Annotated in this window: 22 protein-coding genes and 1 riboswitch; of the genes, 14 read left to right on the forward strand and 8 right to left on the reverse strand. The window is 63.8% G+C overall.

Annotated elements, in window-relative coordinates:
• Nucleotides 1-53: 53 nt before the first annotated feature.
• Entirely contained in the window at nt 54-992 is a 939-nt protein-coding gene (locus B5V02_RS22820) for a lysophospholipid acyltransferase family protein (protein ID WP_111546343.1), read from the forward strand.
• Nucleotides 993-1,016: 24 nt separating this feature from the next.
• Here the strand turns inward: B5V02_RS22820 and B5V02_RS22825 are convergent, their stop codons facing one another.
• Nucleotides 1,017-1,982 carry a hypothetical protein gene (locus tag B5V02_RS22825; protein ID WP_111546344.1) on the reverse strand — a complete coding sequence of 322 codons (966 nt, stop codon included), beginning with the start codon at nt 1,980-1,982 and terminating at the stop codon, nt 1,017-1,019.
• Between the two features lie 157 nt (nt 1,983-2,139).
• Between B5V02_RS22825 and B5V02_RS22830 the strand changes: the two genes are divergently transcribed.
• Both B5V02_RS22830 and B5V02_RS22835 read left to right on the forward strand, forming a co-directional pair.
• Nucleotides 2,140-2,724 (forward strand): nitroreductase family protein, encoded by a 585-nt coding sequence (locus B5V02_RS22830; RefSeq protein ID WP_111546345.1) that lies wholly within the window; start codon nt 2,140-2,142, stop codon nt 2,722-2,724.
• Nucleotides 2,725-3,333, forward strand: a complete 609-nt coding sequence (locus B5V02_RS22835; protein ID WP_111546346.1) for a flavin reductase family protein — start codon at nt 2,725-2,727, stop codon at nt 3,331-3,333. It abuts the gene before it with no gap.
• Here B5V02_RS22835 and B5V02_RS22840 read toward each other — a convergent pair.
• Complete coding sequence (locus B5V02_RS22840) at nt 3,330-4,211, reverse strand: HpcH/HpaI aldolase/citrate lyase family protein (protein WP_111546652.1); 882 nt, start codon at nt 4,209-4,211, stop codon at nt 3,330-3,332. The genes B5V02_RS22835 and B5V02_RS22840 overlap by 4 nt on opposite strands.
• Entirely contained in the window at nt 4,211-4,663 is a 453-nt protein-coding gene (locus tag B5V02_RS22845; protein ID WP_111546347.1) for a MaoC family dehydratase, read from the reverse strand. Before B5V02_RS22845 ends, B5V02_RS22840 begins: the two co-directional genes overlap by 1 nt.
• A 151-nt stretch (nt 4,664-4,814) precedes the next feature.
• On the opposite strand from B5V02_RS22845, the gene B5V02_RS22850 reads away from it, so the two are divergent.
• Nucleotides 4,815-5,936 (forward strand): DUF2336 domain-containing protein, encoded by a 1,122-nt coding sequence (locus B5V02_RS22850; RefSeq protein WP_111546348.1) that lies wholly within the window; start codon nt 4,815-4,817, stop codon nt 5,934-5,936.
• Between the two features lie 77 nt (nt 5,937-6,013).
• On the opposite strand, the gene B5V02_RS22855 is transcribed toward B5V02_RS22850, so the two are convergent.
• Both B5V02_RS22855 and parE read right to left on the reverse strand, forming a co-directional pair.
• Nucleotides 6,014-8,080, reverse strand: a complete 2,067-nt coding sequence (locus B5V02_RS22855; protein ID WP_111546349.1) for an FUSC family protein — start codon at nt 8,078-8,080, stop codon at nt 6,014-6,016.
• A gap of 44 nt (nt 8,081-8,124) precedes the next feature.
• Nucleotides 8,125-10,179, reverse strand: a complete 2,055-nt coding sequence (gene parE / locus B5V02_RS22860) for a DNA topoisomerase IV subunit B (protein WP_111546653.1) — start codon at nt 10,177-10,179, stop codon at nt 8,125-8,127.
• 238 nt (nt 10,180-10,417) lie between these two features.
• Between parE and cpaB the strand changes: the two genes are divergently transcribed.
• The 10 genes from cpaB (at nt 10,418) to B5V02_RS22910 (ending at nt 20,155) form a co-directional block, all read left to right on the forward strand.
• On the forward strand, nt 10,418-11,344 hold the full coding sequence (gene cpaB, locus B5V02_RS22865; RefSeq protein WP_245446122.1) for a Flp pilus assembly protein CpaB: 927 nt from the start codon (nt 10,418-10,420) through the stop codon (nt 11,342-11,344).
• A gap of 32 nt (nt 11,345-11,376) precedes the next feature.
• Nucleotides 11,377-12,822, forward strand: a complete 1,446-nt coding sequence (locus tag B5V02_RS22870; RefSeq protein ID WP_111546351.1) for a type II and III secretion system protein family protein — start codon at nt 11,377-11,379, stop codon at nt 12,820-12,822.
• A 4-nt stretch (nt 12,823-12,826) separates the two neighbouring features.
• Nucleotides 12,827-13,096 carry a hypothetical protein gene (locus B5V02_RS22875; protein ID WP_111546352.1) on the forward strand — a complete coding sequence of 90 codons (270 nt, stop codon included), beginning with the start codon at nt 12,827-12,829 and terminating at the stop codon, nt 13,094-13,096.
• Nucleotides 13,097-13,128: 32 nt separating this feature from the next.
• Nucleotides 13,129-14,343, forward strand: a complete 1,215-nt coding sequence (locus tag B5V02_RS22880; protein WP_111546353.1) for a CpaE/TadZ family protein — start codon at nt 13,129-13,131, stop codon at nt 14,341-14,343.
• Complete coding sequence (locus tag B5V02_RS22885) at nt 14,340-15,761, forward strand: TadA family conjugal transfer-associated ATPase (protein ID WP_111546354.1); 1,422 nt, start codon at nt 14,340-14,342, stop codon at nt 15,759-15,761. The genes B5V02_RS22880 and B5V02_RS22885 overlap by 4 nt, the downstream gene beginning before the upstream one ends.
• A 5-nt stretch (nt 15,762-15,766) precedes the next feature.
• On the forward strand, nt 15,767-16,732 hold the full coding sequence (locus B5V02_RS22890) for a type II secretion system F family protein (RefSeq protein ID WP_111546355.1): 966 nt from the start codon (nt 15,767-15,769) through the stop codon (nt 16,730-16,732).
• 1 nt (nt 16,733) lies between these two features.
• On the forward strand, nt 16,734-17,699 hold the full coding sequence (locus B5V02_RS22895) for a type II secretion system F family protein (protein ID WP_111546356.1): 966 nt from the start codon (nt 16,734-16,736) through the stop codon (nt 17,697-17,699).
• 39 nt (nt 17,700-17,738) lie between these two features.
• Nucleotides 17,739-18,149 carry a hypothetical protein gene (locus B5V02_RS22900; protein ID WP_111546357.1) on the forward strand — a complete coding sequence of 137 codons (411 nt, stop codon included), beginning with the start codon at nt 17,739-17,741 and terminating at the stop codon, nt 18,147-18,149.
• A gap of 194 nt (nt 18,150-18,343) precedes the next feature.
• On the forward strand, nt 18,344-18,814 hold the full coding sequence (locus B5V02_RS22905) for a tetratricopeptide repeat protein (protein ID WP_111546358.1): 471 nt from the start codon (nt 18,344-18,346) through the stop codon (nt 18,812-18,814).
• Nucleotides 18,815-18,979: 165 nt separating this feature from the next.
• On the forward strand, nt 18,980-20,155 hold the full coding sequence (locus tag B5V02_RS22910; protein WP_111546359.1) for a GGDEF domain-containing protein: 1,176 nt from the start codon (nt 18,980-18,982) through the stop codon (nt 20,153-20,155).
• Between the two features lie 225 nt (nt 20,156-20,380).
• Here the strand turns inward: B5V02_RS22910 and gcvP are convergent, their stop codons facing one another.
• From gcvP to gcvT, 3 genes are read right to left on the reverse strand one after another with little or no spacing between them, the layout of a single operon-like run.
• Nucleotides 20,381-23,191 carry an aminomethyl-transferring glycine dehydrogenase gene (gene gcvP / locus B5V02_RS22920; protein WP_111546360.1) on the reverse strand — a complete coding sequence of 937 codons (2,811 nt, stop codon included), beginning with the start codon at nt 23,189-23,191 and terminating at the stop codon, nt 20,381-20,383.
• Nucleotides 23,192-23,208: 17 nt separating this feature from the next.
• Nucleotides 23,209-23,577 carry a glycine cleavage system protein GcvH gene (gene gcvH / locus B5V02_RS22925; protein WP_111546361.1) on the reverse strand — a complete coding sequence of 123 codons (369 nt, stop codon included), beginning with the start codon at nt 23,575-23,577 and terminating at the stop codon, nt 23,209-23,211.
• Nucleotides 23,578-23,582: 5 nt separating this feature from the next.
• A complete protein-coding gene (gcvT, locus tag B5V02_RS22930; RefSeq protein ID WP_111546362.1) occupies nt 23,583-24,683 on the reverse strand; it encodes a glycine cleavage system aminomethyltransferase GcvT in 1,101 nt (366 codons plus the stop codon).
• Nucleotides 24,684-24,832: 149 nt separating this feature from the next.
• Nucleotides 24,833-24,919: riboswitch (glycine riboswitch) on the reverse strand.
• Between the last annotated feature and the right edge of the window lie 99 nt (nt 24,920-25,018).

Consider the following 25,018-nt stretch of genomic DNA (forward strand, 5'->3'; position numbering starts at 1 on the left):
GCGATCCACCGCCATTTTCATATCCCTGTCACGCCAACCTTGTAACGAGCCTCATGCTCAAGCTGAAATTGCGCGAACGGTCCTTTCCCGAGCTTTCCTATGCCAATCCGCGCCAGCCGGCGCTGACGCGCTGGTTCATTCATTCGGTCGAAGGCCTGTCGGGCCGCGACCGTTACACCGCGCTTTACGATTTCTGGCGCCGCCAGGTCGTGCCAACCGGCGAGCGTGTGTTCAGCCGCATGCTCGACCTGATCGACGTCCGAGTGCGGACAGCGGATCAATGGCCGCCCGCGCAATTGCCGGACACACCGCTGGTGATCGTCGCCAACCATCCGTTCGGCATCGGCGACGGCATTGCCGTGCTTTCATTGGTAGAGCAGCTTGGGCGGCCGTTCCGGGTGATGATCCACAAGGATCTGCTCAAGATCCGCGAGATGGAGCCTTATTCGCTGCCGATCGACTTTTCCGAGACCAAGGACGCGCTGAAGAATAATATGGCCGTGCGCCACGAGGCGGTGCGGCTGCTGAAAGAGGGCGTCACCATCGTGGTGTTTCCGGCCGGCGGCGTCGCCACCGCGCCGAAGGGCTTTGGCTTGGCGCGCGACCTGCCGTGGAAGATGTTTCCGGCTCGTCTCGTCCAGGACGCCAAGGCGTCTGTCATTCCTATGCATTTTTCCGGACAAAACGGCCGGCTGTTCCATCTGGTCAGCGGCCCGATGAACATGGCCGAGAGCGATGGCCGCCTGGCGAAATTCGTCGGCAAGGCCTCGCTGGCGCTGCGCACGTCGCTGCTCATCCGCGAATTCGCGCGGCTGTCCGGCAAGGCGATCGAGGTGCGCGTTGGCAATGTGCTGAGATGGAGCGAGCTGGAGCCGCTACGCGACCGCAAGGCATTGCTCGACCGTCTCTATCGCGGCGTGTTCGACCTGGCGCCAATCGTGGCGCGTCGCCGGCTTCCGTTCCTGCCGGCGCGGACCAAGCTGGCGGCCTGAAGTCGGCAAGCCTGCGGTGGAAGGTTAATCGGCACCTTCCTCGGGATCCATCGCCGCGGCTTCGGTGGCCAGAACCTCGATTTCCTGGTTCTGCCCGGCCACGACCGTAAAATCCTTCTGGTAGATGCGGTCGCGGTTCTTGGCGATGATGGTGTAGTCGCCCTCGGCGAGCACCATCGAGGCAAAAGCGCCGACGCTTTCCTTGATCGGATCGCCGGATTCGTTAAGCAGCGACCAGGACGTGTCGGCGATCGCCTCGCCACCTGTTTCGCGCACCAGCTTCATGGTTATCTCGGCGGCGTGATGCTCGACGGTGGCTTCGGTCAGCTTGCCGGCCTCGACGCGGATGTCGGAGCGGATGACCGCGTTGACCGCGCCATAGGTCGAGACGACGTGGTAGGTGCCGGCGTTGAGCCGCACGACAGTGTTGGGTTCGACATCGGGTATGATCAGCGCTTGCTCGCCATTCGGCTCGGCGGTGCCTTCGTAGATCGAGAAGCGCAGGTTCTTCGGCGGAATGCGCACCCCGCCGGACAGAACGGCGTCGAGCTTGAGGCCGCCGGCGTCGAGCACAAGGCTTTCGCGCTTGGCGTCCTTGCCGACAACGGTGATGCGCTTGGTGGCGCCGGCCCGGCCGTAGGAGGCATGAACCAGATAACTGCCGGGTTCGAGCTGGAAGACGGCGGTGCCGCCATGCGCGGAGGCGACCATCGGCAATTTGCCGTTGACGGCCTCGGGCTTGAAGACGCGCCAGACGATGCCGCGGGTGATGTCGGCGCCCTTGTCGGTCAACTGGGCGGACAGGGTGATGGCGCCGCCGCTGCCGAGCGCCAGCGACCTCTCGCTTTTCGGCGTCGCGTAGCTCGAAATTCCGGGAAGCTTCAGATCGCCAACACCGTCCGCGTTCTGCGCCACGGCGAGCGAAACCGGCGCCGTGAACAGCAGGGCGACCAACCAGACCAGGAAAAGACGCAGTGTCCCCTCAAACATGCCTTGCGTTGAAGCCCATGGCGGTGGCAATTTCAAGGCTTAAGAGTCCAGCGATACGACTCTTCCGTCCGGCGCGCGCGCCGCCATTGCCCGAGCCGCCCGAATTCCCGATGGTGCGCTTCAGCTCAAAACAGATTGTTTTAGGAGACTTGCGCCCATGGCGTCGCCGATCATTGACTTCCTGCTGACCCGAAACTCCGCACCGATCCCCGATTTGAAGGAGCCGGTGCCGAGCGATGCGGAGATCGCGACGATGATCACCGCCGCCTCGCGCGTGCCCGACCATGGCCGGCTCGAACCCTGGCGCTTCATCCTCTACCGCGGCGATGCCCGCGTCGAGATCGGAAGACAACTGGCGGCACTTGCCGAGCAGCGGGAGGGGCCATTGCCGGAAGGCCGACGCAACCAGGAACTGGCGCGGTTCTCGCGCGCGCCGCTGGTGATCGGCGTGGTATCGATCCCCAGGGAGAATCCAAAGATCCCGCAATGGGAAATGTTCCTGTCGGGCGGCATGGCGGCGATGAACCTGATGATCTCAGCCAATGCTTTGGGTTATGGTACCAACATGATCAGCAACTGGTATTCCGACGTAGCGGAGGGCAGGGCGCTGCTGGGGCTGGCACCGCAGGAGCGCGTCATTGGCTTCGTCCATATCGGCTCCTACGCCGGCCCGGCGCCGGAGCGGCCGCGACCCGATCCGGCGAAGCTCTATGCCGATTATTCGGGGCCGTGGGTGGGCTGAATGTTCTACGAGCCTTCAAAGGGCCACGGGCTGCCGCACGATCCTTCCAAGGCGATCGTGGCGCCGCGCCCGATCGGCTGGATATCGACGCTGAACCGGGCAGGCGAGATCAATCTCGCGCCATACTCGTTCTTCAATGCCGTTTCGACACGGCCCTTCATCGTCTGGTTTTCCTCCGAAGGCGACAAGGACAGCGCCACCTTCGCGCAGGAAACCGGCGAGTTTGTCGCCAATCTGGTCAGCCGTGATCTCGCCGAAAAGATGAACCGCACGTCGGTCAGCGCGCCGCGCGGCGTCAATGAGTTCGCCTATGCAGACCTTGCCATGGCGCCGTCACGCCTCGTCGCGCCACCGCGCGTGGCGGCAGCACCGGCTGCGCTCGAATGCCGAGTGACGGAAGTCTTTCGGCCAAAGGCGCTGGACGGATCGCCGACGAGCGCTGTCGTCGTCGCCGGCGAAGTGATCGGCGTGCACATCGACGATGCATTCCTGAAGGATGGTCTGTTCGACATCACCAAGGCCGGCAATGTCGCTCGTCTCGGCTACATGGACTATGCCAGTGTCAACGAGATATTTTCGATGCGCCGGCCGCGCTGGGACAAGGATTAAGCCGAGATCCCCGCCGCTTTGGCCCGCGCCAGAAGCCGTTCAGCCAGCCGCAAATGCGGGCGGTCGTACATCTTGCCGTCGATGCCGACGACGCCGGGATTTCCCGCTGCCGCGAACGCCGCGACGATTGCCGCCGATTGTTTGACGGCCTCGACCGACGGCGTGAAAGCGGCGTTGATGACGGACACCTGGTCAGGATGGATCGCCATCTTGCCGGTGAAGCCGTCGCGCTCGGCCTCGGCGCATTCCGCTTCAAAGGCCGCCATGTCGCGAAAATTCGGAAAGACGGTGTCGATCGCCGCGACCTCCGCCGCACCCGCGGCAAGGATGGTCATAGTGCGGGCGAAGCGGAACACGTCGGTGTAGCCGCCACGCTCGTTGCGAGCCGTGCGCGCGCCGATCGCCGCCGACAGATCCTCAGCCCCCCACGTGAGCCCGGCAAGCCGCGCGCTCGCCCCGGCATAGCTGGCCGCCGCCAGCACGCCTGCCGGGGTTTCGGTAATGATCGGCAGGATTTTGATCGCGCCGTCGGCGAGGCCGTTTTCGGCCTCGCGAACCCTGAGCTTTACCGAGAGATGCTGCACATCCTGGCCGCTGTTCGATTTTGGCAGCATGATGCCGTCGGGTTTGGCTGAAACAAGAGCCGCGAGATCGTCATCCGTCAGTCCGGTCGATAGATCGTTGACCCTGACATAGATCGCCGAACTGGTTTGCGCCCTGCGTTCGGCGATGAAGCGCGCCGCGATTTCGCGCGCCAGCGCCTTGTTCTGCGGCGCCACGGAATCTTCAAGATCGACGATGACCACATCGGCGCCGGCGCCAAAACCCTTTTCCAGCTTCCTCTCGGAATCACCGGGGACGAACAGCAGGGAACGCATCAGGCCGCCTTCTTCAGCATCATCGCTTGCCTCGTGCATTTGGCGACGAGATCGCCGTTCTGGTTGTAGGCGCGATGCTCGAATTCGACGATGCCGCGGTCGGGTTTCGACCTGGACTCGCGCACCGAGATCACCGTCGTTTCGACACGGATGGTGTCGCCATGGAAGACCGGGTGCGGAAACACGGTTTCCTTCATGCCGAGATTGGCGACCGTGGTGCCGACGGTGATGTCGTTGACCGAAATGCCGATCATCAGGCCGAGTGTGAACAGCGAATTGACGAGCGGCTTGCCCCATTCGCTCTTGGCGGCAAAATCGAAGTCGATATGCAGCGGCTGCGGGTTCAGCGTCATCACCGAAAACAGCATGTTGTCGCTTTCGGTGACGGTCTTGCGCAACGTGTGCTGGAAGACATGGCCGACGACGAACTCTTCGAAATAAAGCCCGGCCATATCCTGCTCCTCACCTGCCTATGGGGTTGATAGGCGCTGCATTCAGGGCTCGCAAGCCAGTTAATGAACATGGTGAACCGTTCGTAAACCTTTTTTGCCTACCGTCTGCACGGGGCCAGGAGCGTTCTGGCAGGGGGCGTAAGCAGGCGGTATGGTTGTTTCGCATTTTTTGAGATGGATTTGCACCGCCAGGGTCTCGGAGCGCGCTGCTGCGGCCAATGCACTGGCCCGGGCCTACGTCAATTCCGACCTGCCTTTCGAAGATCGCTGTGCTGCCGAGGCGGCGCTGACGCTGCTGCTCGACGACGCTTCGTCGAAAGTGCGGCTGGCGATGGCCGAAGCGCTGTCGATGAGCCAACACGCGCCGTTGCAGATCATCAGCGCGCTGGCCTCGGACCAGCCGGAAGTCGCCGGCGTGGTGCTGGCGCGCTCGCCGCTGCTCACCGACGCCGACCTGATCAATCGCGTGGCCAGCAGTCCGAAGGTGACGCAAAAATTGATCGCTGACCGGCCGTTCGTTTCGATGGCGCTGTCGGCGGCCATCGCTGAGATCGGCGAGGCGGAAGCCTGCGCCGTGTTGCTCGCCAACAGCGGCGCCGACATCGCTTCGCTCAGCTTCCGCCGCATGGCCGAACGCCACGGCCATCTGCACCTGGTGCGCGAGGCGCTGATATCAGACGCCCGCCTGCCTGCCGACTGCCGGCATATGCTGCTCGTCAAGCTCGGCGAGATGCTGAAAACGTCGCCGCTGGTCATGGCGTTGATGGGCGCGGCGCGAGCCGACCGCGTGATGCGCGACGCCTGCGTCAAGGCTTCGGTGACGCTGATCGAAGGCACGCGACAGGAAGAACATGCGGCGCTGATCGAGCATCTCAGGCTGCGCGGCGATCTCACCGCGAGCTTCCTCATCCGCACCATCGCGCATGGCAAGGTCGATTTCTTCGGCTCGGCGCTGGTTGCGCTTAGCCGACAATCCGAACAAAGGGTGAGGGCGCTGCTGGCCGGCGGGCACGATGTGGCTCTGCAGGCGCTGTTTCGCAGCGCCGGTCTCGCCGCCGCCACGCATGCCATCATCCTGCGCGCGCTGAAAATCTGGCGCGAGGTGGCCAATGGCAAGCGTGTCGCCGGGGTGCAGGAGGTCAGCTGGCTGATGCTGAAAGAGTTGGGCGGACAGTCCGTGGAAGGCGATCTCGCAGCGCTGGTCAAGTCGATCCATCTCGATGCGCTGCGCGAGAACGCACGGGGTCACGCACTGGCGATCGCTGCGGCCTGACGTGTATCGATATTAAGGTGATGCCGGCCTGCGAATGGCGGTCCGGCCTGACCTGAATCTCGACACGCGTAGCCGCTCTAGCTCCGATCCTTGGCAAAAAAATCCGGAAAATCTTCCATCGCGGCGGCAATGATGCGCAGCGATGCCGCGATCTGCAGCATCTCGCCGGTGCCGTTCCGTTGGGCGATGTTCGTCGCATACTGCCGGGCGACGGCGATGGTTGACGTTTGCGGATCGCCGGGAGCGCGGAAGAGCAGTTCGCGCGCCAGCCCCCTCAGAAAGTTGGCGATCGACAGCGCGGTCTCGGACGGGATGGCATGGCCTTGGCTTGCGTCGCGCAGCCGCAGGACTTCCAGGCCGACGGTGACGGCGGCGACGCTGCCGCCCAAAACCGCATCGCCCTTCCTGCCAGCATTCTGCACCAGCGGCATCAGCTGGTTGATGCGGTCATAGGCGAGGCTCTCGAAGGCGGAACGTCTCGGCACGCGCTCATGCAGGCAAAGCCGCGCAAGATCTTCCCGCATGGCGCGTACGATGCGGTTGGCCGCGAGCCACGGATCGGCGGGCAGTACGAGGATGAAGACGCCGATCGCCAGCAGAATGCCGACCAGGATCGACGCCGAGCCGGCGAAGAACGGGCCGGGATCGTAGGTCATCGCCTGATGCGGGCTGAGGAAGGCGAGGAAGTTGATGGCGAAGGCCGTCGCCACGCCGACATAGCGTGGGTTGGCCATGGCGAGCGCCGTCGGCACCAGGATCGGCACGACAAACAGCATGAACCAGCCGAAGCCGGGCAAAGCGGGCAGCGCGATCTGGCCGACGAGAAAGGCAAAGGGCAAAGCGAGCAGCGTTCCCTTGAAGAAGCCCCATGCGACTTGCACGGGATCGGGGCGAGCGGCAAACAGGCTCGACACGACGGCAACGAGAATGACGGTACCGGCGGCTTCCGACCATTTCGTCGTCAGCCAGAAGGCCGCGACCAGCAAGGTGGCAAGGGCGGCGCGCACGGCATTGCGCGATGCGCCGGCATAGTCGCGATGCACCACCAGCGCGGGCTGCCTGCTGCCCCGGGCTGGGCGCGTGACAGGCGCGCGCAAGGCGTCGAGGCCGCGCAGCACCTGCCTGAGCGCTTCGGCGAAATCGGCGGCGATGGTGAGGCGGGTGATGGTGCCGACCCTGTCATCGCCCTGATCGGCTGAGGCATCGGGCATTTGCCGGGCCTTGGCCGAGATCGCGTCGAGCCGGGCCACCCAGGGTGCGGTGTCATCCAGCGCGCCGGGTTTGGCCGCCAGTTCGCTGACAAGGGCTTGCAGCTCCGAGCGCACCGGAATGAGCGCCGCGTTCTTCGGGGCCGCGTGCGAATGCAGCGCGCGCGCCGCCGACAGGGCCGAGAGCAGTTGCCCGATGGTGCGCCGGACCGGATGGGCGCGCGGCGCGAAGCTCGGCGCTTCGAGCCTGGCATAGGCACGCATCTCGCCAAGCGTCTGGGTGTCGGCGACCAGCTTTCGATGCAGGCCCGACAGCGTTGCCGGATCGCCGCCGGAGAATGCGCCGCCGGCATAGGTGGCGAGATCGAGGATGCAGCGTTTCAACCGCGAGACGATGGCGTCGCTGGCCAGTTTGGGCAGGATCAGCCGGCTGGTCAGGCCGGCGCAGACAATGCCGAGTACGATCTCGGCGCAGCGTGCGACCGCGAGGTCGACGACGAGGTGTGGCTGTCCGAAGGCAGGCAAGCCGATGATCATCGCGGTGTAGCCGGCAAGGGCGGCGCCATAGGCTTCGGGATTGCGCAGCAGCGACGAGACGAAGGTACAGATGCCGATCCAGACGGCAAGCACCGTCACCAGCACCCAGGGGCCGGTGCCGAACACCGTGGTGATGCCGATCGCAGCTATGCCGCCGGCAAGCGTGCCGAGCAGCCGGTAGAAGCCTTTCGCCAGCACCATGCCGGCGACGGGCTGGGCGACGATGAACACCGTCATCATGGCCCATTGCGGGTGGTCGAGCTCGAGGGCGTAGGCGACCAGAAGCGCGATCAGGCCGGCCGAAACGGTGCGCAGCGAGAAAATCCAGTCCGAACGCGTCGGCTGCGTCAGCCCGGCCAAACTGGTCTCGAAATAGCCCTTCAGCCGCGCCCAGATCACACGCTGGTCTCCGTATCAGAAGCGCAAGCTAGACCGGGTGCGGCTCAGATATCCAGCACTTCCGTTGCGGCGAATTCGGCGCGTTCCTGGATGAAGCGGAAGCGGGCTTCCGGCTTGGTGCCCATCAGCGCGTCGACGGCGTCCTTGGTGGCGGCCTCGGCGTCGATCACATCGATCCGAAGCAGTGTGCGCTTCTTCGGATCCATGGTGGTTTCCTTGAGCTGAGCGGCCATCATCTCGCCCAGTCCCTTGAAGCGGCCAAGTTCGACCTTGCCGCGCCCGGTGAACTCGGTGCGCAGAAGCTCGTCCTTGTGCGCATCGTCGCGGGCATAGGCGACTTTGCCGCCTTGCCGGATCGAATAGAGCGGTGGCACTGCCAGATAGAGATGGCCGCCACGCACTAGGGCCGGCATCTCCTGGTAGAAGAAGGTGATCAGCAGCGAGGCGATGTGGGCGCCGTCGACGTCGGCGTCGGTCATGATGATGACGCGGTCGTAGCGCAAATCCTCGTCGCGATATTTCGACCGCGTGCCGCAGCCGAGCGCCTGGATCAGGTCTGAAATCTGCTGGTTGCCGGCAAGCTTGTCGTTGCCGGCGCTGGCAACGTTGAGGATTTTTCCGCGCAGCGGCAACACGGCCTGGCTGGCACGGTCGCGTGCCTGCTTGGCCGAGCCGCCGGCCGAGTCACCTTCGACGATGAACAGTTCGGCGCCGGCAGCGGCATTCTGCGTGCAGTCGGCGAGCTTGCCCGGCAGCCGCAATTTGCGCACCGCACTCTTGCGCGACACCTCTTTTTCCTGGCGCCGGCGCACCCGCTCGTCGGCGCGCGCGATCACCCATTCGAGCAGCTTCGAGGCTTCCTGCGGGTTGTCGGCCAGCCAATGGTCGAACGGGTCGCGAATCGCAGTCTCGACAATGCGAATTGCCTCGATGGTTGCCAGCCGGTCCTTGGTCTGGCCGACGAATTCCGGCTCGCGGATGAACACCGACAGCATGCCCGCCGCCGAGATCATGACGTCTTCCGAGGTGACGATCGAGGCGCGCTTGTTGCCGACGAGATCGGCATAGGCGCGCAGGCCGCGCGTCAGCACGTTGCGGAAGCCGGCCTCGTGGGTGCCGCCTTCGGCGGTCGGGATGGTGTTGCAGTAGGAATTGATGAAGCCGTCGCCGCCGAACCAGGTCACCGCCCATTCGAGCGAGCCATGGCCGCCTTGCTTGTCGCTCTTGCCGGCGAAGATTTCGCGCGTCACCTGGAACTCGTCGCCGAGCGATGCCTTGAGATAGTCCTTCAGGCCGCCGGGAAAGTGGAACTCGGCCTTGGCCGGAGTCGTGTCCTTTTCCTTGATCAGCGACGGATCGCAGGTCCAGCGGATTTCGACGCCACCGAACAGATAGGCTTTCGAGCGCGTCATGCGGTAGAGCCGCGCCGGCTCGAACGCAGCGCCCTTGCCGAAAATCTGCTCGTCGGGGTGGAAGCGGATTTTTGTTCCGCGCCTGTTGTGAACCTCGCCCAGTTGTTCCAGGCCGGTTACCGGGACGCCGCGCGAAAAGCGCTGGCGATAAAGCTGGCGGCCGCGCGCGACCTCGACCTCGAGATGGTCCGACAGCGCGTTGACCACCGAGACGCCGACGCCATGCAGGCCGCCTGATGTCTCGTAGACCTTGGAGTCGAACTTGCCGCCCGAATGCAGTGTCGTCATGATCACTTCGAGCGCCGGCTTCTTGAATTTCGGATGCGGATCGACCGGGATGCCGCGGCCATTGTCGGTGACGGCAAGATAGCCGTCGGCAGAGAGCTCGACATCGATGAAGGTGGCATGGCCGGCAACCGCCTCGTCCATCGAATTGTCGATGACCTCGGCGAACAGGTGGTGCATCGCCTTGTCGTCGGTGCCGCCGATATACATGCCTGGCCGGCGGCGCACCGGCTCCAGCCCTTCCAGCACCTCGATGTCGGCGGCGCTATAGCCTTCGCTGCCATCCTTGGTCGCGGCAGGGCGCTTGGTGGCCTGCACCAGCGGATCCGCCGGGCGCGCCGGTGTGCGCACCGGCTGCGGCTGCTTGTCCAGATTGCCGAAAAGATCGTTGTTGTCGTCCATGCCTGCCATAGCATCCGATGCTGCGAATCACCTCGCGATACTGCCACGCTTTTCAGCGCCAAGCGACCGAGGTTCCTGTTCCGTTCGGGGAATTGCCCCGTCTTAACCCAAAACCATTCGATAACCAAGCCGGCGGAAATAGGTCAAATGCCACCGCGCTGGATTCCTGATTCTTTAACAATGCCACCTAGTGTGAGCCCAACAAAACAAGAAACTGCGGGCATCAGGGGTTTCGGGCGTGAGGGGCAAGGCCATATCGATGATCGGCATCGCCGCCGTTTTCGGCGCGATATCGATCTTTGCCGCGGATTTCTGGGTCAAGAGCCAGGCCAAGGCAGATAGCGAAGAGAAGACGGCGTCGATCGCCGCGCCAGCCGCACCCAAAATCGAGTTCAAGACCATCGTGGTGGCCAATGCCCCGTTGCGGTATGGCATGGAACTCGACCGCACGAAGCTCAGCGAAATCCCCTGGCCGCAGGATTCCCTGCCACAGGGCGCCTTCCCGACCATCGATGGGTTGCTTGGCGACGGCAATCGCGTGGTGCTGACGCCGATCGAGGTCAACGAACCGGTGCTGCTCACCAAGCTGTCCGGGCCAAATGGCCGCGCGACGCTCGCCAATATGCTGACGCCCGGAATGCGGGCGGTGACGATCCGCACCGACGAGATTGCCGGTGTCGGCGGCTTCGTCACACCTGGCGACCGGGTCGATGTCGTGCTGACACGCGATGCCGGCGAAATCCAGGAAGTGGCCAAGAACGCGCAAGGCGCTGCCGGTTCGACCATCACCTCAGAGATCGTCGTCTCAGATGCCAAGGTGCTGAGCGTCGGGCAGGGCGCCGACTCGCGCCAGACCACGCCGCAGATTGCCAATTCCGTGACCATCGAGGTGACCACCGAAGGCGCGCAGAAAGTGGCGCTGGCCCGCACCGTCGGCACGCTGTCGCTGTCGCTTCGCTCCGCTAGCGAAGGCGGTGACGGCAAGAACGGCGTCACCACCATCTCTTCGTTCGGCGGATCGGTCGCTTCCAACGTGCAGGCCGCGGCCAGTTCGTTGTTCGAAGCCATGGCGAAGGAGCCGGAGAAACCGAAATTCAAGACGGTCATCGTGACGCGCGGCACAAAGGCCGAGGAATACCAGGTTCCTTCGCCGGACCAGAAATAGAAGCCAGTGGGGACTGGGTGAGGGACGGGACAATGTTGGGGCTGATCACATATCGGGTCATGGGGCGGTTGCGCATTTTGCGCACCGTGGCTGTCGCGGCTTCGCTGGCTGCTGCAGGGATGCCGGCTTTCGGCACCTCGGCCAGGGCCGACAACGACATCGTCTATGTGTCGTCGACCAAGAATGCGTCGATCAAGGTGGCCAAGGGCAAACCGAAGACGATCATGACGAACGCCGCCTTCTACCAGATCGTCATCGGCGATCCGGAGATCGCCAACGTCAATCCGCTGACCGACAAATCCTTCTACGTGCTCGGCAACAACCTCGGCACCACCGGCATCGCGCTGTTCGATGAGAAAAAGCAGCTTGTCGGCACCGTCGACATCGAGGTGACGCTCGACACCGACCAGCTGGCCAGCACCATCCGCGCCAGCGTGCCGGACGCCAGGATCAAGGTCGGCTCGGCCAATGGCCGTGTCGTGCTGTCGGGCGAGGCCGATGACGCGGTCGCCGCCGAAAAGGCAAACAAGATCGCGACGCGCTTTTCCGGCACCGAGGAGGTGATCAACTCGGTCAACATCTCGTCGTCGCAGCAGGTCCAGCTCAACGTCCGCTTTGTCGAGATCAACCGCCAGGCGGGTCAGGATCTCGGCGCCAAATACAGCGCCAATTTCGCCTACGGCCTCGGCGGACGCGATGTCACCCTCGAACCGGGCACCGTGCCGGCAGCCGGGACCGGCGAGATCATCGGCCGGCTGCTGTCGAACGGTGTGTCGATCGATATCGCCATCAAGGCGCTGGAAGAGCGCGGCCTGGCCCGAAGGCTGGCCGAGCCGAACCTGATTGCCCGTTCCGGGCAGACGGCAAGCTTCCTCGCTGGTGGCGAATTTCCGATCCCGGTTTCCGAGGACAACGGCAAGATCTCCGTCAGCTACAAGAAATACGGCGTCAGCCTGGATTTCACGCCGACGGTGCTGAAGGACGGCTTGGTCAGCCTGGACATCGCGCCGGAAGTCTCGTCGATCGACCCGTCGGCCTCCTACAATATCGGCACCATCTCGGTGCCCGGCTTCATCGTGCGTCGCGCCAGGACGTCGGTCGACCTGAAGAACGGCCAGAGCTTCATGATCGCCGGATTGCTGCAGTCGCAAAACGACATCACCACGTCGCGCATTCCCGGCCTTGGCAAAATGCCGGTGCTTGGGGCGCTGTTTTCGTCGAAATCCTATCAGCGGCGCGAGACCGACCTGGTCATCATCGTCACGCCCTATCTGGTCAAACCGGTCGACCCGTCAAAGAAGCTCGTCGAACCGACCGATGGCACGCAGCCGCCGAGCAACGTCGACTATTTTCTCAACAACACTGAGGAAGTGAAGACGTCCGACACCAATCGCGCGCTGGCAATGGCCGGCGGCAGTGTCGCGCAGCCGGCTGCCGTTACCACGGTCGGGCATTTCCTCGACCTGCCGAAGGATTGAAGCCATGCGTCTGATCTTGAGATCGAGCATCGCCTTGCTGCTGTCCGGCTTCGCTGCCGGCTGCACCAGCGACGACTATGTGCGCACCGAGGGGCTGACGACCGCCGCTGGCAATGCGCAAGCCGCCAACACCGCCATGCAGATGGTCGATCCGTGGAAATACGGCGTCCAGAACACAAAGCTTCTCGTTCCAGCCCAGCGCGGCGAGGCGGTGGCCATCACTCCCGATCAGGCGGCCGGTGCGAAGGCGTCGCAATCCACGACAGGCAACTGATCCAACAGGCGGCGACCGGACAGGCTGACAGAATGGCAAACGGCATCAAGACCAGGAAGATCCTGCTCGTATCGACCGACAGGACCTTTGTTCAGGACACGCGGACTGCATTCGCCGCCTCCGAGATCATCCAGCTGTCGACAGTGGAAAAGAATGTCACCGAGCTGCGCGGCGAAATCCAGGAAGCCGACTTCGGCGCCATCATTGTCGACATGGATGCGGCAAGGCTGGAGGAGGTCGAGTCGCTGCAGCGCATCATGCGCCGGCTGGAGGACAAGGTGCCGGTCGTCGTCGTCACCCAGGAGTTCAATGCCGCCGCCGTGCGTATCCTGGTGCAGCTCAAGGTCGCGGACTTCCTGGTCAAGCCGATCACCACCGCCGACCTGGTGCGCTCCGTGGTGCGGACGCTGCAGGGCCCCGGGCGCGAGGAAAACACCGAGTCGCAGATCTACACCTTCATGCCGGCCGCCGGCGGCGTCGGCACCACGACGCTGGCCCTGCAGACCGCCTTCCAGCTGCATCACTCGGTGACGCGCGGCGCGTCGACTTGCGTGGTCGACCTCAATTTCCAGCAGGGCGCCTGTGCCGAATACCTCGACCTCGAACCGCGTTTCGACATCACCGAGATCGAGAACCAGCCCGAACGTCTCGACCGGCAACTGCTCGACGTGATGCTGTCGAAGCATGCCAGCGGGCTTTGCGTACTGGCGGCGCCGACGCATCCGGCGGAAATGCGCTCGTTCAAGACCGATGTCGTGGTGCGCATGCTGGACCTCGTTTCGGCCTATTTCGACAATGTCGTCATCGACATGCCGCGCACCTGGTTTCCGTGGACGGAGACGGTGTTGCTCGGTTCCAACAAGCTCTACATCGTCGCCGAAATGACGGTGCCGTGCCTGCGCCACACGCAGCGTCTGATCCAGGCGGTCTACGAGACCGCCGGCAAGGAAGTGAAGCCGAACGTCATCGTCAACCGTTTCGAGCAAAAGATGTTCGATAACGGCATCAAGCAGGCGGACGTCCAGGAAATCCTCGGCGAGCATTTCGTCGGCGGCATTGCCAACAACTACCGACTGGTGCGCGAGGCGGTCGATCGCGGCGTGCCGCTGCACGAGATCGACCCGAACGCCAATGTCGTCAACGATCTGAAGAAGATCATCCTGCCGGAGGAAGCGGTCCAACCCCGGGCGAAATCGCGCTCGCTGTTTGGCATGGGCCGGGGATTGCTGAAGAGGAAGGCCGGATGACCAGTCGCTTTTCCACCCTGCAGAACCGCGATGCGCGTCCGCAGCGCGCTGCCGAGACGATGCCGGTCGCGCATCATGCCGTCGTCATTCCGACGAACCGAAAGGCTTTGCCGGCAAAGCCGGACGCAGCACCGGCAAAGAATGCCAACAAGGTGCTCGATGCGCGCGTGCGTATCCACCGGCTGCTGCTCGAGGAGATCAACCTTGTCGCGCTGGAGCGTTTGCCCAAGGATGAGATGCGCCGGCAAGTACATGATTTCGTGTCGGAAAAGACCAAGCAGGAGCGGATGGCGATCAACACCGTCGAGCTCGACGCGCTGGTCGACGACATCGTCGACGAGATGGTCGGCCTCGGCCCGCTGGAGCCGTTGCTCAAGGATCCCGATATCAACGACATCCTGATCAACGGCCACCAGAACTGCTTTGTCGAAAAGAGGGGCAAGCTGACGCCGGTCCATATTCCGTTCAAGGACGAGGCGCATCTGCTGCGCATCATCAACAAGATCGTCGCCGCGGTCGGCCGCCGTGTCGACGAATCGCAGCCGATGGTCGATGCGCGCATGCTGGACGGCTCGCGTTTCAACGCGGCCATCCGCCCGGTTGCGGTTGACGGGCCACTGGTGTCGATCCGCAAATTCTCCAAGAACAAGCTCGGCCTGCACAAGCTGGTCGAATTTGGCGCCATCACCCAGAACATGGCCGAAGTGCTGGCGGCCGCCGTGCATGCCCGCAAGACGACGATCATTTCGGGCGGCACCGGCACCGGCAAGACGACTATGCTCAACGCGCTGTCGGCTTTCATCCCGGAAGACGAGCGGTTGATCACCATCGAGGACGCGGCAGAGCTCCAGCTGCAGCAGCCGCATGTGGCGCGCATGGAGACGCGTCCAGCCAACATTGAAGGCCATGGCGAACTGAAGCAGCGCGATCTGGTCAAGAACGCGCTGCGCATGCGCCCCGACCGCGTCATCCTCGGTGAGTGCCGCGGCGAGGAAGCCTTCGACATGCTGCAGGCGATGAACACCGGCCACGAAGGATCGATGGCGACCATCCATGCCAACACGCCGCGCGACGCCATTTCGCGCCTGGAGCAGATGCTTGGCATGACCGGCATGCCGATGACGGTGCAGTCGATCCGCAGCCAGATCGCCAGCGCGCTCGACCTTATCGTGCAGTTGACACGCCTGTCCGACGGCAAGCGCAAGGTGACCAGCGTCGCCGAGGTGACCGGCATGGAAGGCGATGTCATCCAGATGCAGGAGATATTCCGCTTCGTGCGCACCGGCATGGAGGCCGACGGCAAGATCCTCGGCCACTACGAGGCGACCGGCATCCGGCCGCGCTTCCTCGAGGATCTGCGCGCCATGGGCATCGAGTTCCCCGGACGATATTTCGAACCCGGCCGGCCGCAGGAGTAGCCAAAGTGTTCGACGGATTCAGCGCGATCTATGTCGTCTATGCCGCGGCAGCACTTACCGGCATCCTGATCGCCGAGGCCTGCTACCTGCTTTTTGCCGGCCGCAGTGACAAGCGCGCCGCCATCAACCGGCGCATGAAACTGCAGGAAGGCAGGATCAGCCAGGAGCAGGTGCTTGTCCAGTTGCGCAAGGAGCGCGGCCTTGACGCGGGTACGTCGCTGTTTTCGCCGGACCGGTTTCGCGCTCTGCGGACCCAGTCGGGCATGATCATGCCGCTGCCGAAATTCCTGATGATCACCTGCGGCGTGGCGATGGCCATGGCCTTGGTCGCCGTCTGGTACGGCTTGCCGCCGCTGATGGGGCTTGTCCTGTTTGTTGTGCTTGTGCCGGTGCTGCCGGTGATAACGTTGCGTTTCAAGCGCAAGCGCCGGGTGAAGCGGTTCGGCATGCAGTTGCCGGAGGCGCTGGAACTGATCACGCGCGGTCTGAAGGCCGGCCATCCGGTGCCGGTGGCGATCGCTATGGTGGCTCGCGAGATGCCCGATCCGATCGGTACAGAGTTCGGCGTCATCGCCGACGAAGTGACCTATGGCTCCGATCTGGTTTCGGCGTTGAACTCGCTGTTCGACCGGGTCGGCCAGGAGGATCTGCCGCTGTTCGTCACCGCCGTCTCGATCCAGAGCACCTCGGGCGGCAATCTGCGCGAGATCCTCGACGGCCTGGCGACGACGATCCGCGAGCGCGGCAAGCTGCGCCGCAAGGTGCGCGCCATTGCAACCGAAGGCCGCATGTCGGCCTACATCCTGACGGCGGTGCCGGCGTTGCTGTTTACCGCCATCATGGCGCTGATGCCGGGCTTCTACCGCGACGTCTGGGGCGAGGCGAAGACCTGGTACCTGCTTGGCGGCTCGATTACCTGGCTCATGCTGGGCAATCTGATGATGTTCAAGATGTCGAATTTCAAGTTCTGACATGCAGGGCTTCATCGAATTCCTCGCCTCGCTTGCGCCGACCTCGTTGATGCCGGTGGCCGTCCTGCTGCTGGCTGCGGGGGCTGCCGCTGTTGCATGGCCGATGATGGCGGCGAAGGGCGATCGTAACGAGGTCAAGCGCCGGCTCAAGGTCGACTACGGTCCCGTGGCCGCGAAACCAGAGCCGGTGCAGAAGAAGAATACCGGCGTCGTGCGCGAGAGGGCGGTGAAGCGGGCGCAGGAATTCTACGCCAAGAGCGATCCGGAAAATGTCGCCCGGCTGCGCATGAAGCTCATCCAGGCGGGATATATGGAGCCGCGCGCTGTCGGCATGTTCTTCCTGATCCGGTTCACCGCGATGATCGGCACGGCAATCGGTGTCTTTGTGCTTAACCGGTGGATGGCCAGCCCGGACGCGACGATGGCCAGCCGCTGGACATTCGTCATTCTGTCAGGAGCGGCCGGCTATTTCGTGCCCGGCCTGGTGCTGAGCCAGAAAGTCCGGGAACGCAGGCGTGAGTACCGCAACGGCTTTCCCGATTTCATGGACCTGATGATCGTCTGCTCGGATGCCGGCATGAGCATGGAGGCCGGCATCGAGCGCGTGTCGAAGGAACTCGCCAAGACCTATCCCGCGCTCAGCCAGAACCTGCAGCTGGTGTCGCTGGAGCTGAGGGCCGGGCGCAGCCTTGACGATGCGCTGAAGGCGCTCGCCGACCGCCTCAGCCTGGACGAGGTGCGTTCCTTCGCCACGCTGCTGCAGCAGTCCAAGGAACTCGGCACGAGCCTGTCGGGAGCGCTACGCGTCTTTTCCGACGACATGCGCCACAAGCGCATGTCGCTGGCCGAGGAAAAAGCGCACGCCCTGCCGGCCAAGATGTCGGTGCCGGTGGTGGTGTGCATCCTGCCGGTGGTGCTGATGATTGCGGCCATTCCGGTCATCGTCAAAATGACGATGGCGCACTAGGCGCGCGCGCCACGAAAGCCAGCCCAAGCCAGGACAAACATGGCGTTCGCGATCAAGGCCGAAATTGCCGATCCACGGGCGAATACGTTCGTATTCACGGCGCAAAAGACCATGTATGGCGGCAAACATATCGCCAAAGGCGATACGGTTTTCCTGTTTGCCAGTGAGAACGAGGGCGGCCAAGGTCTTGTCGCGCGCGGCCTTGTCACCTCCACTGAAGCGATCCTGAGGAAGCCCGGCATTGCCCGGCAAACGCCGCGCGTCAGCCTTGCCATCGAACGCACCGCGCTGGCCAAGCGGCCACTGGGACGCAGCGAGCTCAAACGTCTCAACGACTGGAATGACGGCCAGCCTGGCACCGAGCTCAATTTCAAATTCTATCGTCAGGCAACGAACAAGGTCGTCGGCATCTCGGACGGCGCGGCGGCGTTTCTCAACGATTTTTTCTAGCCCGCGGGGCGGGCCAGGCCAGGCAACCCGAACTTCGGTTGCCGTGGTCAAAGTCCTCTGGCCTGCACTGGATGGTTAATGGCTGGTGTGCCCGAAGCTTAATTTTAAGAGCGTTTTGGCACCGAAGTTTAATCGCTCGGATGTAGTGTGTTTCCTGAAGAACGACCCGGCAAATCGGGCGATGAGGCAGGGGCATGCGTCACAGTAACTTCACGGCAATGGCCGCGATGGCGGCCGTCTTGATGATGTCTGGTTGTACGACAAGCGGCGTCGACACCACCAAGACCACCGCCATCCAACCGGCGGCAAAGGACATCGACACTTCCGATCTGGCGCAAGGCAAGGCGCAGTTTCGCGACGCCAATTACGGCCTCGCCGAACAGCATTTCCGCAAGGCCGTCGAGTTGAAGGCCGACAATGCCGAAGCCTGGATGGGGCTCGCCGCTTCCTATGATGAACTTGGCCGCTTCGACTTCGCCGACCGTGCCTACAACCAGCTTTTGAGAGTCGCCGGCCGCAAGCCGCAGATCGTCAACAACATGGGCTATTCGCAACTGTTGCGTGGCAATCGCAAGAAGGCCAAGGCGCTGCTGCTCGAAGCGAGGGCCGGCATGGCCGATCCCACGGTCGTCAACGCCAATCTCGCTCTGCTGAACAAGGGTTGATCTGGTCGGCGCATCCAAGGGTGCGGTTTCGGGACACAGGGCATCGACGCTTTGTAAACCGTATCCGCAGGTTGCGTCGAAAGATCGGCTGAAAACCGTATCTGAGGGCTGCCGCTGACCTAGAATGCAGCGCATCCGCCGACGCTCGAGAGGCCTTCGCCCGACATGCTGGACTTCAGTTCGCTCCTGCTCGCAGCCGCGCTGTCGGGCATCTGCCTCAGCGTTACCATGTTTGCGATTTGGTGCACCGCGCCAAAGGCAGGTTTCGTGCTGACTGTGGCGTGCGGCATTCTGGTGCTTGTCGCGCATGTGATCCTGTTCTGGCGATACACCAAAGAGCCCGACCCGTTGCTCTGCCAGATCGTGCTTGCTCTGCTCAGCCTGGGGTTCCTGATCATTTGCCTGTCGTCCATGCAGTATCTCGGCGTGCCCGGCTACAGGCGTGCCGTTGCTCCGACGCTTGCCGCCATGGCTATTTGCGCGGCCGTGACCTTCATCGGCCTTGATGGTGTAGGCTTCATCATCACCTACGCGACGGTAACGGCACTGCTGTCGGCGATCGGCGTCATGTTCTGGATCAACGGCAGCCATGATCGCCGGATCCTGCTGGTGGTTTCGTTTCTGAGCGGCACCTGTGCGGTGTCGTTTGCGCTCTGTGGCATGGTTCTGCTGGGCCGGGGGCAGTGGGCGCTCGCGGCCGCGCCCGACAATTGGGCCGAACGACTGAACTCCGTCGTCGCGGTGGCCTGCATGACCGGGCTCGGCGCATTGACGCTTTCCCTCCACCACCTGCAGGCGCAGATCGAGCTGAAGGCCGAAACCATGACCGACCCGCTGACGGGGTTGATGAACCGCCGGGCGCTGACATCGCTCTATGGCGAGCGGAGTTTCGGTCCGTTCATGTCCGTCGTCATGTTCGACCTCGACCACTTCAAGCGGACGAACGACGTCTACGGTCACCCGGTCGGCGACCAGGTCCTGTGCCGCTTCGCCGCGGTCATCAAGAAATATGCCCGGACCGGCGTCGACGCCTTTCGCCTCGGCGGCGAGGAATTCGCCGTCGTCATATCGCGGATGACGGATGAAAGGGCCTACGATCTCGCCAGCAAGATCGGCGTCGCCTTCGGCACCGAAATCGTTGCCACCCAGCTCGGTCCGTTGCGCAGCACGGTCAGCGGCGGCATCGGCTTTGGCGAGACCGACGGCCGCAGACTCGACGACGTGCTGGCCGAGGCCGACACGGCGCTCTATGCCGCCAAGCGCGCCGGGAGAAATTGCGTCATCAGCCGCAAAAGCACGGCCAAGGCCGAACCGGTCAAGCCTGCCTTGCGCTCGGCGTAGAACCTGTCCCATCCCGATGGGATCGGGATGGGCCTCCATTTGTTTGTTTGAGCATGATCTCTGGACAAACGGTTTCCTCTTGTCCGAGAAAACCGGTGCCCACTTTCGGGATCATGCTCTAAAGCGCGTCGCGTCGAAACGGATTCATGCGACGCGCTTTAAGTCTTTGTTTGTATGCATGTCGTTGTCTCAAAACCGGGGCCACTTTTGAGCGACATGCATTAGCTATTCCGCCGCGCCCAGATAATCCGACAGCGGCGGGCAGGAGCAGACCAGGTTGCGGTCGCCGGCGACATTGTCGATGCGCGACACCGGTGGCCAGTACTTGGCCGCCGTGTCGGCATCGCCGGCGGGATAGGCCGCCTCCAAGCGCGAGTAGGGATGGGTCCACTGGCCGGCCAGTGCCTCAGCCGCTGTGTGCGGTGCATTGACCAGCGGGTTGTCGGCCAAGGGCCAGTCGCCCCTGGCAACTTTCGCCGCCTCTCCGGCGATGGCGATCATCGCCTCGCAGAAGCGATCGAGTTCCCGCTTGGGCTCGGATTCGGTTGGCTCCACCATCAGCGTGCCGGCGACCGGGAACGACATGGTCGGCGCATGGAAACCATAGTCGATCAGGCGCTTGGCGATGTCATCGACGCTGATGCCGGCGCTGTCCTTGAGCACGCGGGTGTCGAGGATGCATTCATGCGCGATGCGATCGTGCCTGCCCTTGTAGAGGAGCGGGAAGTGCGGCGCGAGCCGCGTCGCCACATAGTTGGCCGAGATGATGGCGGTTTCCGTAGCCTGCTTCAGGCCGGAAGCGCCCATCATGCGGATGTACATCCAGGTGATCGGCAGGATCGAGGCGCTGCCGAAAGGGGCGGCCGACACCGCATGGCCCGAGCCTTCGGTGACGTGGCCCGGCAGATAGGGCTGCAGATGCGCCTTGACGCCGACCGGGCCGACGCCCGGGCCGCCGCCGCCATGCGGGATGCAGAAGGTCTTGTGCAGGTTCATATGGCAGACGTCGGCGCCGATGTCGCCGGGGCGGGCGAGACCGACCAAGGCGTTGAGGTTGGCACCGTCGAAATAGACCTGGCCGCCATGCTCGTGAATGAGGGCGCAGAGGTGGCGCGCGCCTTCCTCGTAGACGCCATGCGTCGAGGGATAGGTGAACATCAGCGCCGCGAGATTTTTGGAATGCTCATTGGCCTTGGCCCTCATATCGTCCATGTCGATATTGCCATCCTCGCTGCAGCGCACGACGACAACGCTCATGCCCGCCATCGCCGCACTCGCCGGATTGGTGCCATGCGCCGAGGACGGGATCAGGCAGACGGTGCGGTGATTGTCGCCGCGAGAGCGGTGGTAGCCGCGAATGGCGAGCAGGCCGGCATATTCGCCCTGGCTGCCGGCATTGGGCTGCAAGGTGACGGCGTCGAAGCCGGTGATCTCCGACAGCCAGCCCTCCAGCTCGCCGATCATGGCGCGATAGCCGGCCGAGTGCGCGGCCGGTGCGAAAGGATGCAGATTGGCAATGCTTGGCCAACTGACCGGCATCATCTCGGCGGCGGCGTTGAGCTTCATGGTGCAGGATCCGAGCGGGATCATGGCGCGGTCGAGCGCCAGGTCCTTGTCGGCCAGCCGGCGCAGGAAGCGCATCATCTCGGTTTCCGAGTGGTTGTCGCGGAAGACGGGTTGGGTGAGGAACTCCTTGCCACGCGGCCTGCCAGGCACGGTGCTGGCAACGGCGGTCCCAGCCTTGGCGCCGAACAGCGCGGCGATCGCCTCCACATCGGCATCGGTTGAGGTCTCGTCGAAGCAGACGGCGACATGGTCGACGTCGATGATCCGCAACAGCCGGCCGGTCTTTTCAGCGGCAGATGCGATTGCCGCGGCCTTGCCTTTGACCTCCGCCGTCACCGCGTCGAAGCGGCTGGCACCGAGCACCGACACGCCGGCCGCCTCGAGGCCGCTCGCCAGACGGGTGGCCAGCGCATGGATGCGTCCGGCGATCGCCTGCAGCCCGGCGGGGCCGTGCCAGATGGCATAGGCCGTCGCCATATTGGCGAGCAGCGCCTGGGCGGTGCAGATGTTGGAGGTGGCCTTGTCGCGGCGGATGTGCTGCTCGCGCGTCTGAAGCGCAAGACGATAGCCCGGGCGGCCCTTGCTGTCGGTCGATTGGCCGACGAGGCGGCCGGGCATCAGCCGGGTCAGTTTGTCGGAGACGGCGCAATAGGCGGCGTGCGGGCCGCCAAAGCCCATCGGCACGCCAAAGCGCTGCATCGGGCCGACGGCGATGTCGGCGCCGAGTTTCGCCGGTGCGTCGGTCAGTGTCAGGCCAAGTGGATCGGCAATGAAGATGACCAGCGCGCCGGTGGCGCGAGCCTTCTCGATCGCCGCCTTGTGGTCGCCATAGACGCCGAACGTGTCCGGCCAGGAGACGAGCAAGGCGGCGGTGTTGTCGTCGATCGTCTCGCCGTCGACCTCGGTGCCGAGCGGTTCGGCGCGGGTGCGCACGACATCCAGCGTCTGCGGATGCGGCGTGCCGGCAAGCGCCACCTTGGTGCGCTTGTCGCGATGGTGGCGCAGCGCAATGCCGACCGCCTCCGCGACGGCGGTGGCTTCATCGAGCAGCGAGGCCGAGGCCACCGGCAGACCGGTCAGCTCTGCGACCAGGGTCTGGAAATTGAACAGCATTTCGAGCCGGCCCTGGCTGATCTCGGCCTGGTAGGGCGTGTAGGCCGTGTACCAGGCCGGGTTCTCGAACAGATTGCGCTGGATGACCGGCGGCACGTCGACGCCGTGATAGCCGGCGCCGATGAAGCTCTTCAACACCGTGTTCTTTGCCATGGTCGCTGACAGCTCGGCCAGGGCTTCAGCTTCGCTGGCCGGCGCGGGCAGGTTCAGCGGCAAGTCGAGGCGGATCGATCTCGGCACGGCCTGGCTGATCAGTGTCTCAACCGAGGGAACGCCGATCACGGCCAGCATGGCTCTGACATCGTTAAGGCCGGGGCCAATGTGGCGGGCCGAGAAGGGGGTGGGTGCTGCGGTCATCTTTTTTGGTCCTGCTATCAGCCGATGTGGGCCAGGTAAGCGGCCTCATCCATGAGGCCTTCCAACTGGCTCTCATTGGCCAGTTTCATCTTCCACAGCCAACCGGCGCCGGTTGCCGCCGAGTTGACCAGCGACGGGTCCGACGACAGCGTGCCGTTGGCTTCGGTGATCTCGCCGTCGGCCGGTGCGTAGACGTCTGAGGCCGCCTTGACGGATTCGACCACCACGGCGGTGTCGCCCTTGGCCAGCTTCTTTCCCGTCTCGGGCAGTTCGACGAAGACGAGATCGCCGAGCTGCTCCTGCGCGTAGTTGGTGATGCCGACAGTGGCGATGCCGCCCTCGACGCGGAGCCATTCGTGATCTTCGGTGAAATAGGTCTTTGCCATGAAGATTATCCTTTGCGGTAGCGATGCGGTGTGAAGGGCAGGGAGCTGATATCGACAGGGATTTTCGTGCCGCGCACATCGGCGAAAACCCGTGTGCCGGGCTTGGCCAGCGGCGTTGCGACATAACCCATTGCGACCGGATGGCCGGCCGAGGGGCCGAAGCCGCCTGATGTGACATGGCCGGCGGGCTTGCCGTCGGCATCAAAGAGCGCGGCACCGGCGCGCACCGGCTGGCGGCCCTCGGGCTTCAGGCCGACCCGCTTTTGCGCGGGGCCTCGCTCAAGGGCGGCGCGCAGGGCGTCAGCGCCGATGAAAGCGCCGGAAGCGCGGATCTCTTTCGGGATCGCCCACATCAGTCCGGCGCTGGCCGGGTCGGTCTCCGGCGTGATGTCCTGGCCGTGCAGGCACAGCCCAGCCTCCAGCCGCAGGCTGTCGCGAGCGGCAAGGCCGATCCACAGCACGCGTTCATCGCCGAGCAGTTTCGCGACGAGGTCGCGCGCATCGGTCTCCGGCAGGCCGATCTCGAAACCATCCTCGCCGGTATAGCCGGAGCGGCTCATGAACCAGTTCTGCCGTGGCTCGACACCATGCATGAACAAAAGCGAGCCGGTCTCGATGCCGGCGCGGGAAAGGGCGGCCCAGGCTTCAGGGCCCTGGATAGCCAGGAAGACGCGCTCGAGCGGTTCGACCTTGGCGTCGAAATCCGCGGCAAGCGCACGCAAATGCTTTTCGTCGGCCACGGCATTGCCGGCGTTGGCGACCACCATGAAACGCTGGTCGCCGAGCCTGGTGACGATCAGATCGTCCAGAATGCCGCCTGCCTCATTGAGGAAGAAGGACAGTTTGGACTGCGAGATTTCGAGCGCGCCGGCATCCAGGGGACAAGCGCGGTTGAGTAGCGAAACCGCCTCAGGCCCACTGACCTCGAACAGCTTCATATGCGAGATGTCGAACAGGCCGGCATGCTCTCGGGTGTGGAGATGCTCCTTCATGACGCCGGCCGGATAGGTCAGCGGCATCGACCAGCCGGCAAAGGCGCCAAAGCGTGCACCAGCGGCCACGTGGATATCTTCGAGGGGAAGGTGTTTGGTGTCGTCGCCCGTCATGTCATCTCCAGAGTCGCACGCAATCGGCCGCGAATGGCGACCAGTCCGTGCCCCTCTGTCTGAAGCCTGAGAGACTCGCGCAGCCGGAACTCTGTCAGCGGCGCTTACACCTTCGGCGCGGGGGCAAGCCCCGACTTTCCAGAGTGTCTTTCCCGTCTACGGTTCTTTTGCCTGAGAGATTTCGGGCGATTTCCCCTTCGGCGACAGCTTTCGCTGTTCTCTCCCGCAAACAGGTAGGACTCGCAAAAGTCCTCGACTCATCATCCATAGCCCGTCAACGACACATTGTCACCTGCCAGCGACGTCTTGCTGACAAGTCTTCGCTAACCACGCCG

Source organism: Mesorhizobium kowhaii (assembly GCF_003253745.1).
GTDB classification, from domain to species: Bacteria; Pseudomonadota; Alphaproteobacteria; order Rhizobiales; family Rhizobiaceae; genus Mesorhizobium; species Mesorhizobium kowhaii.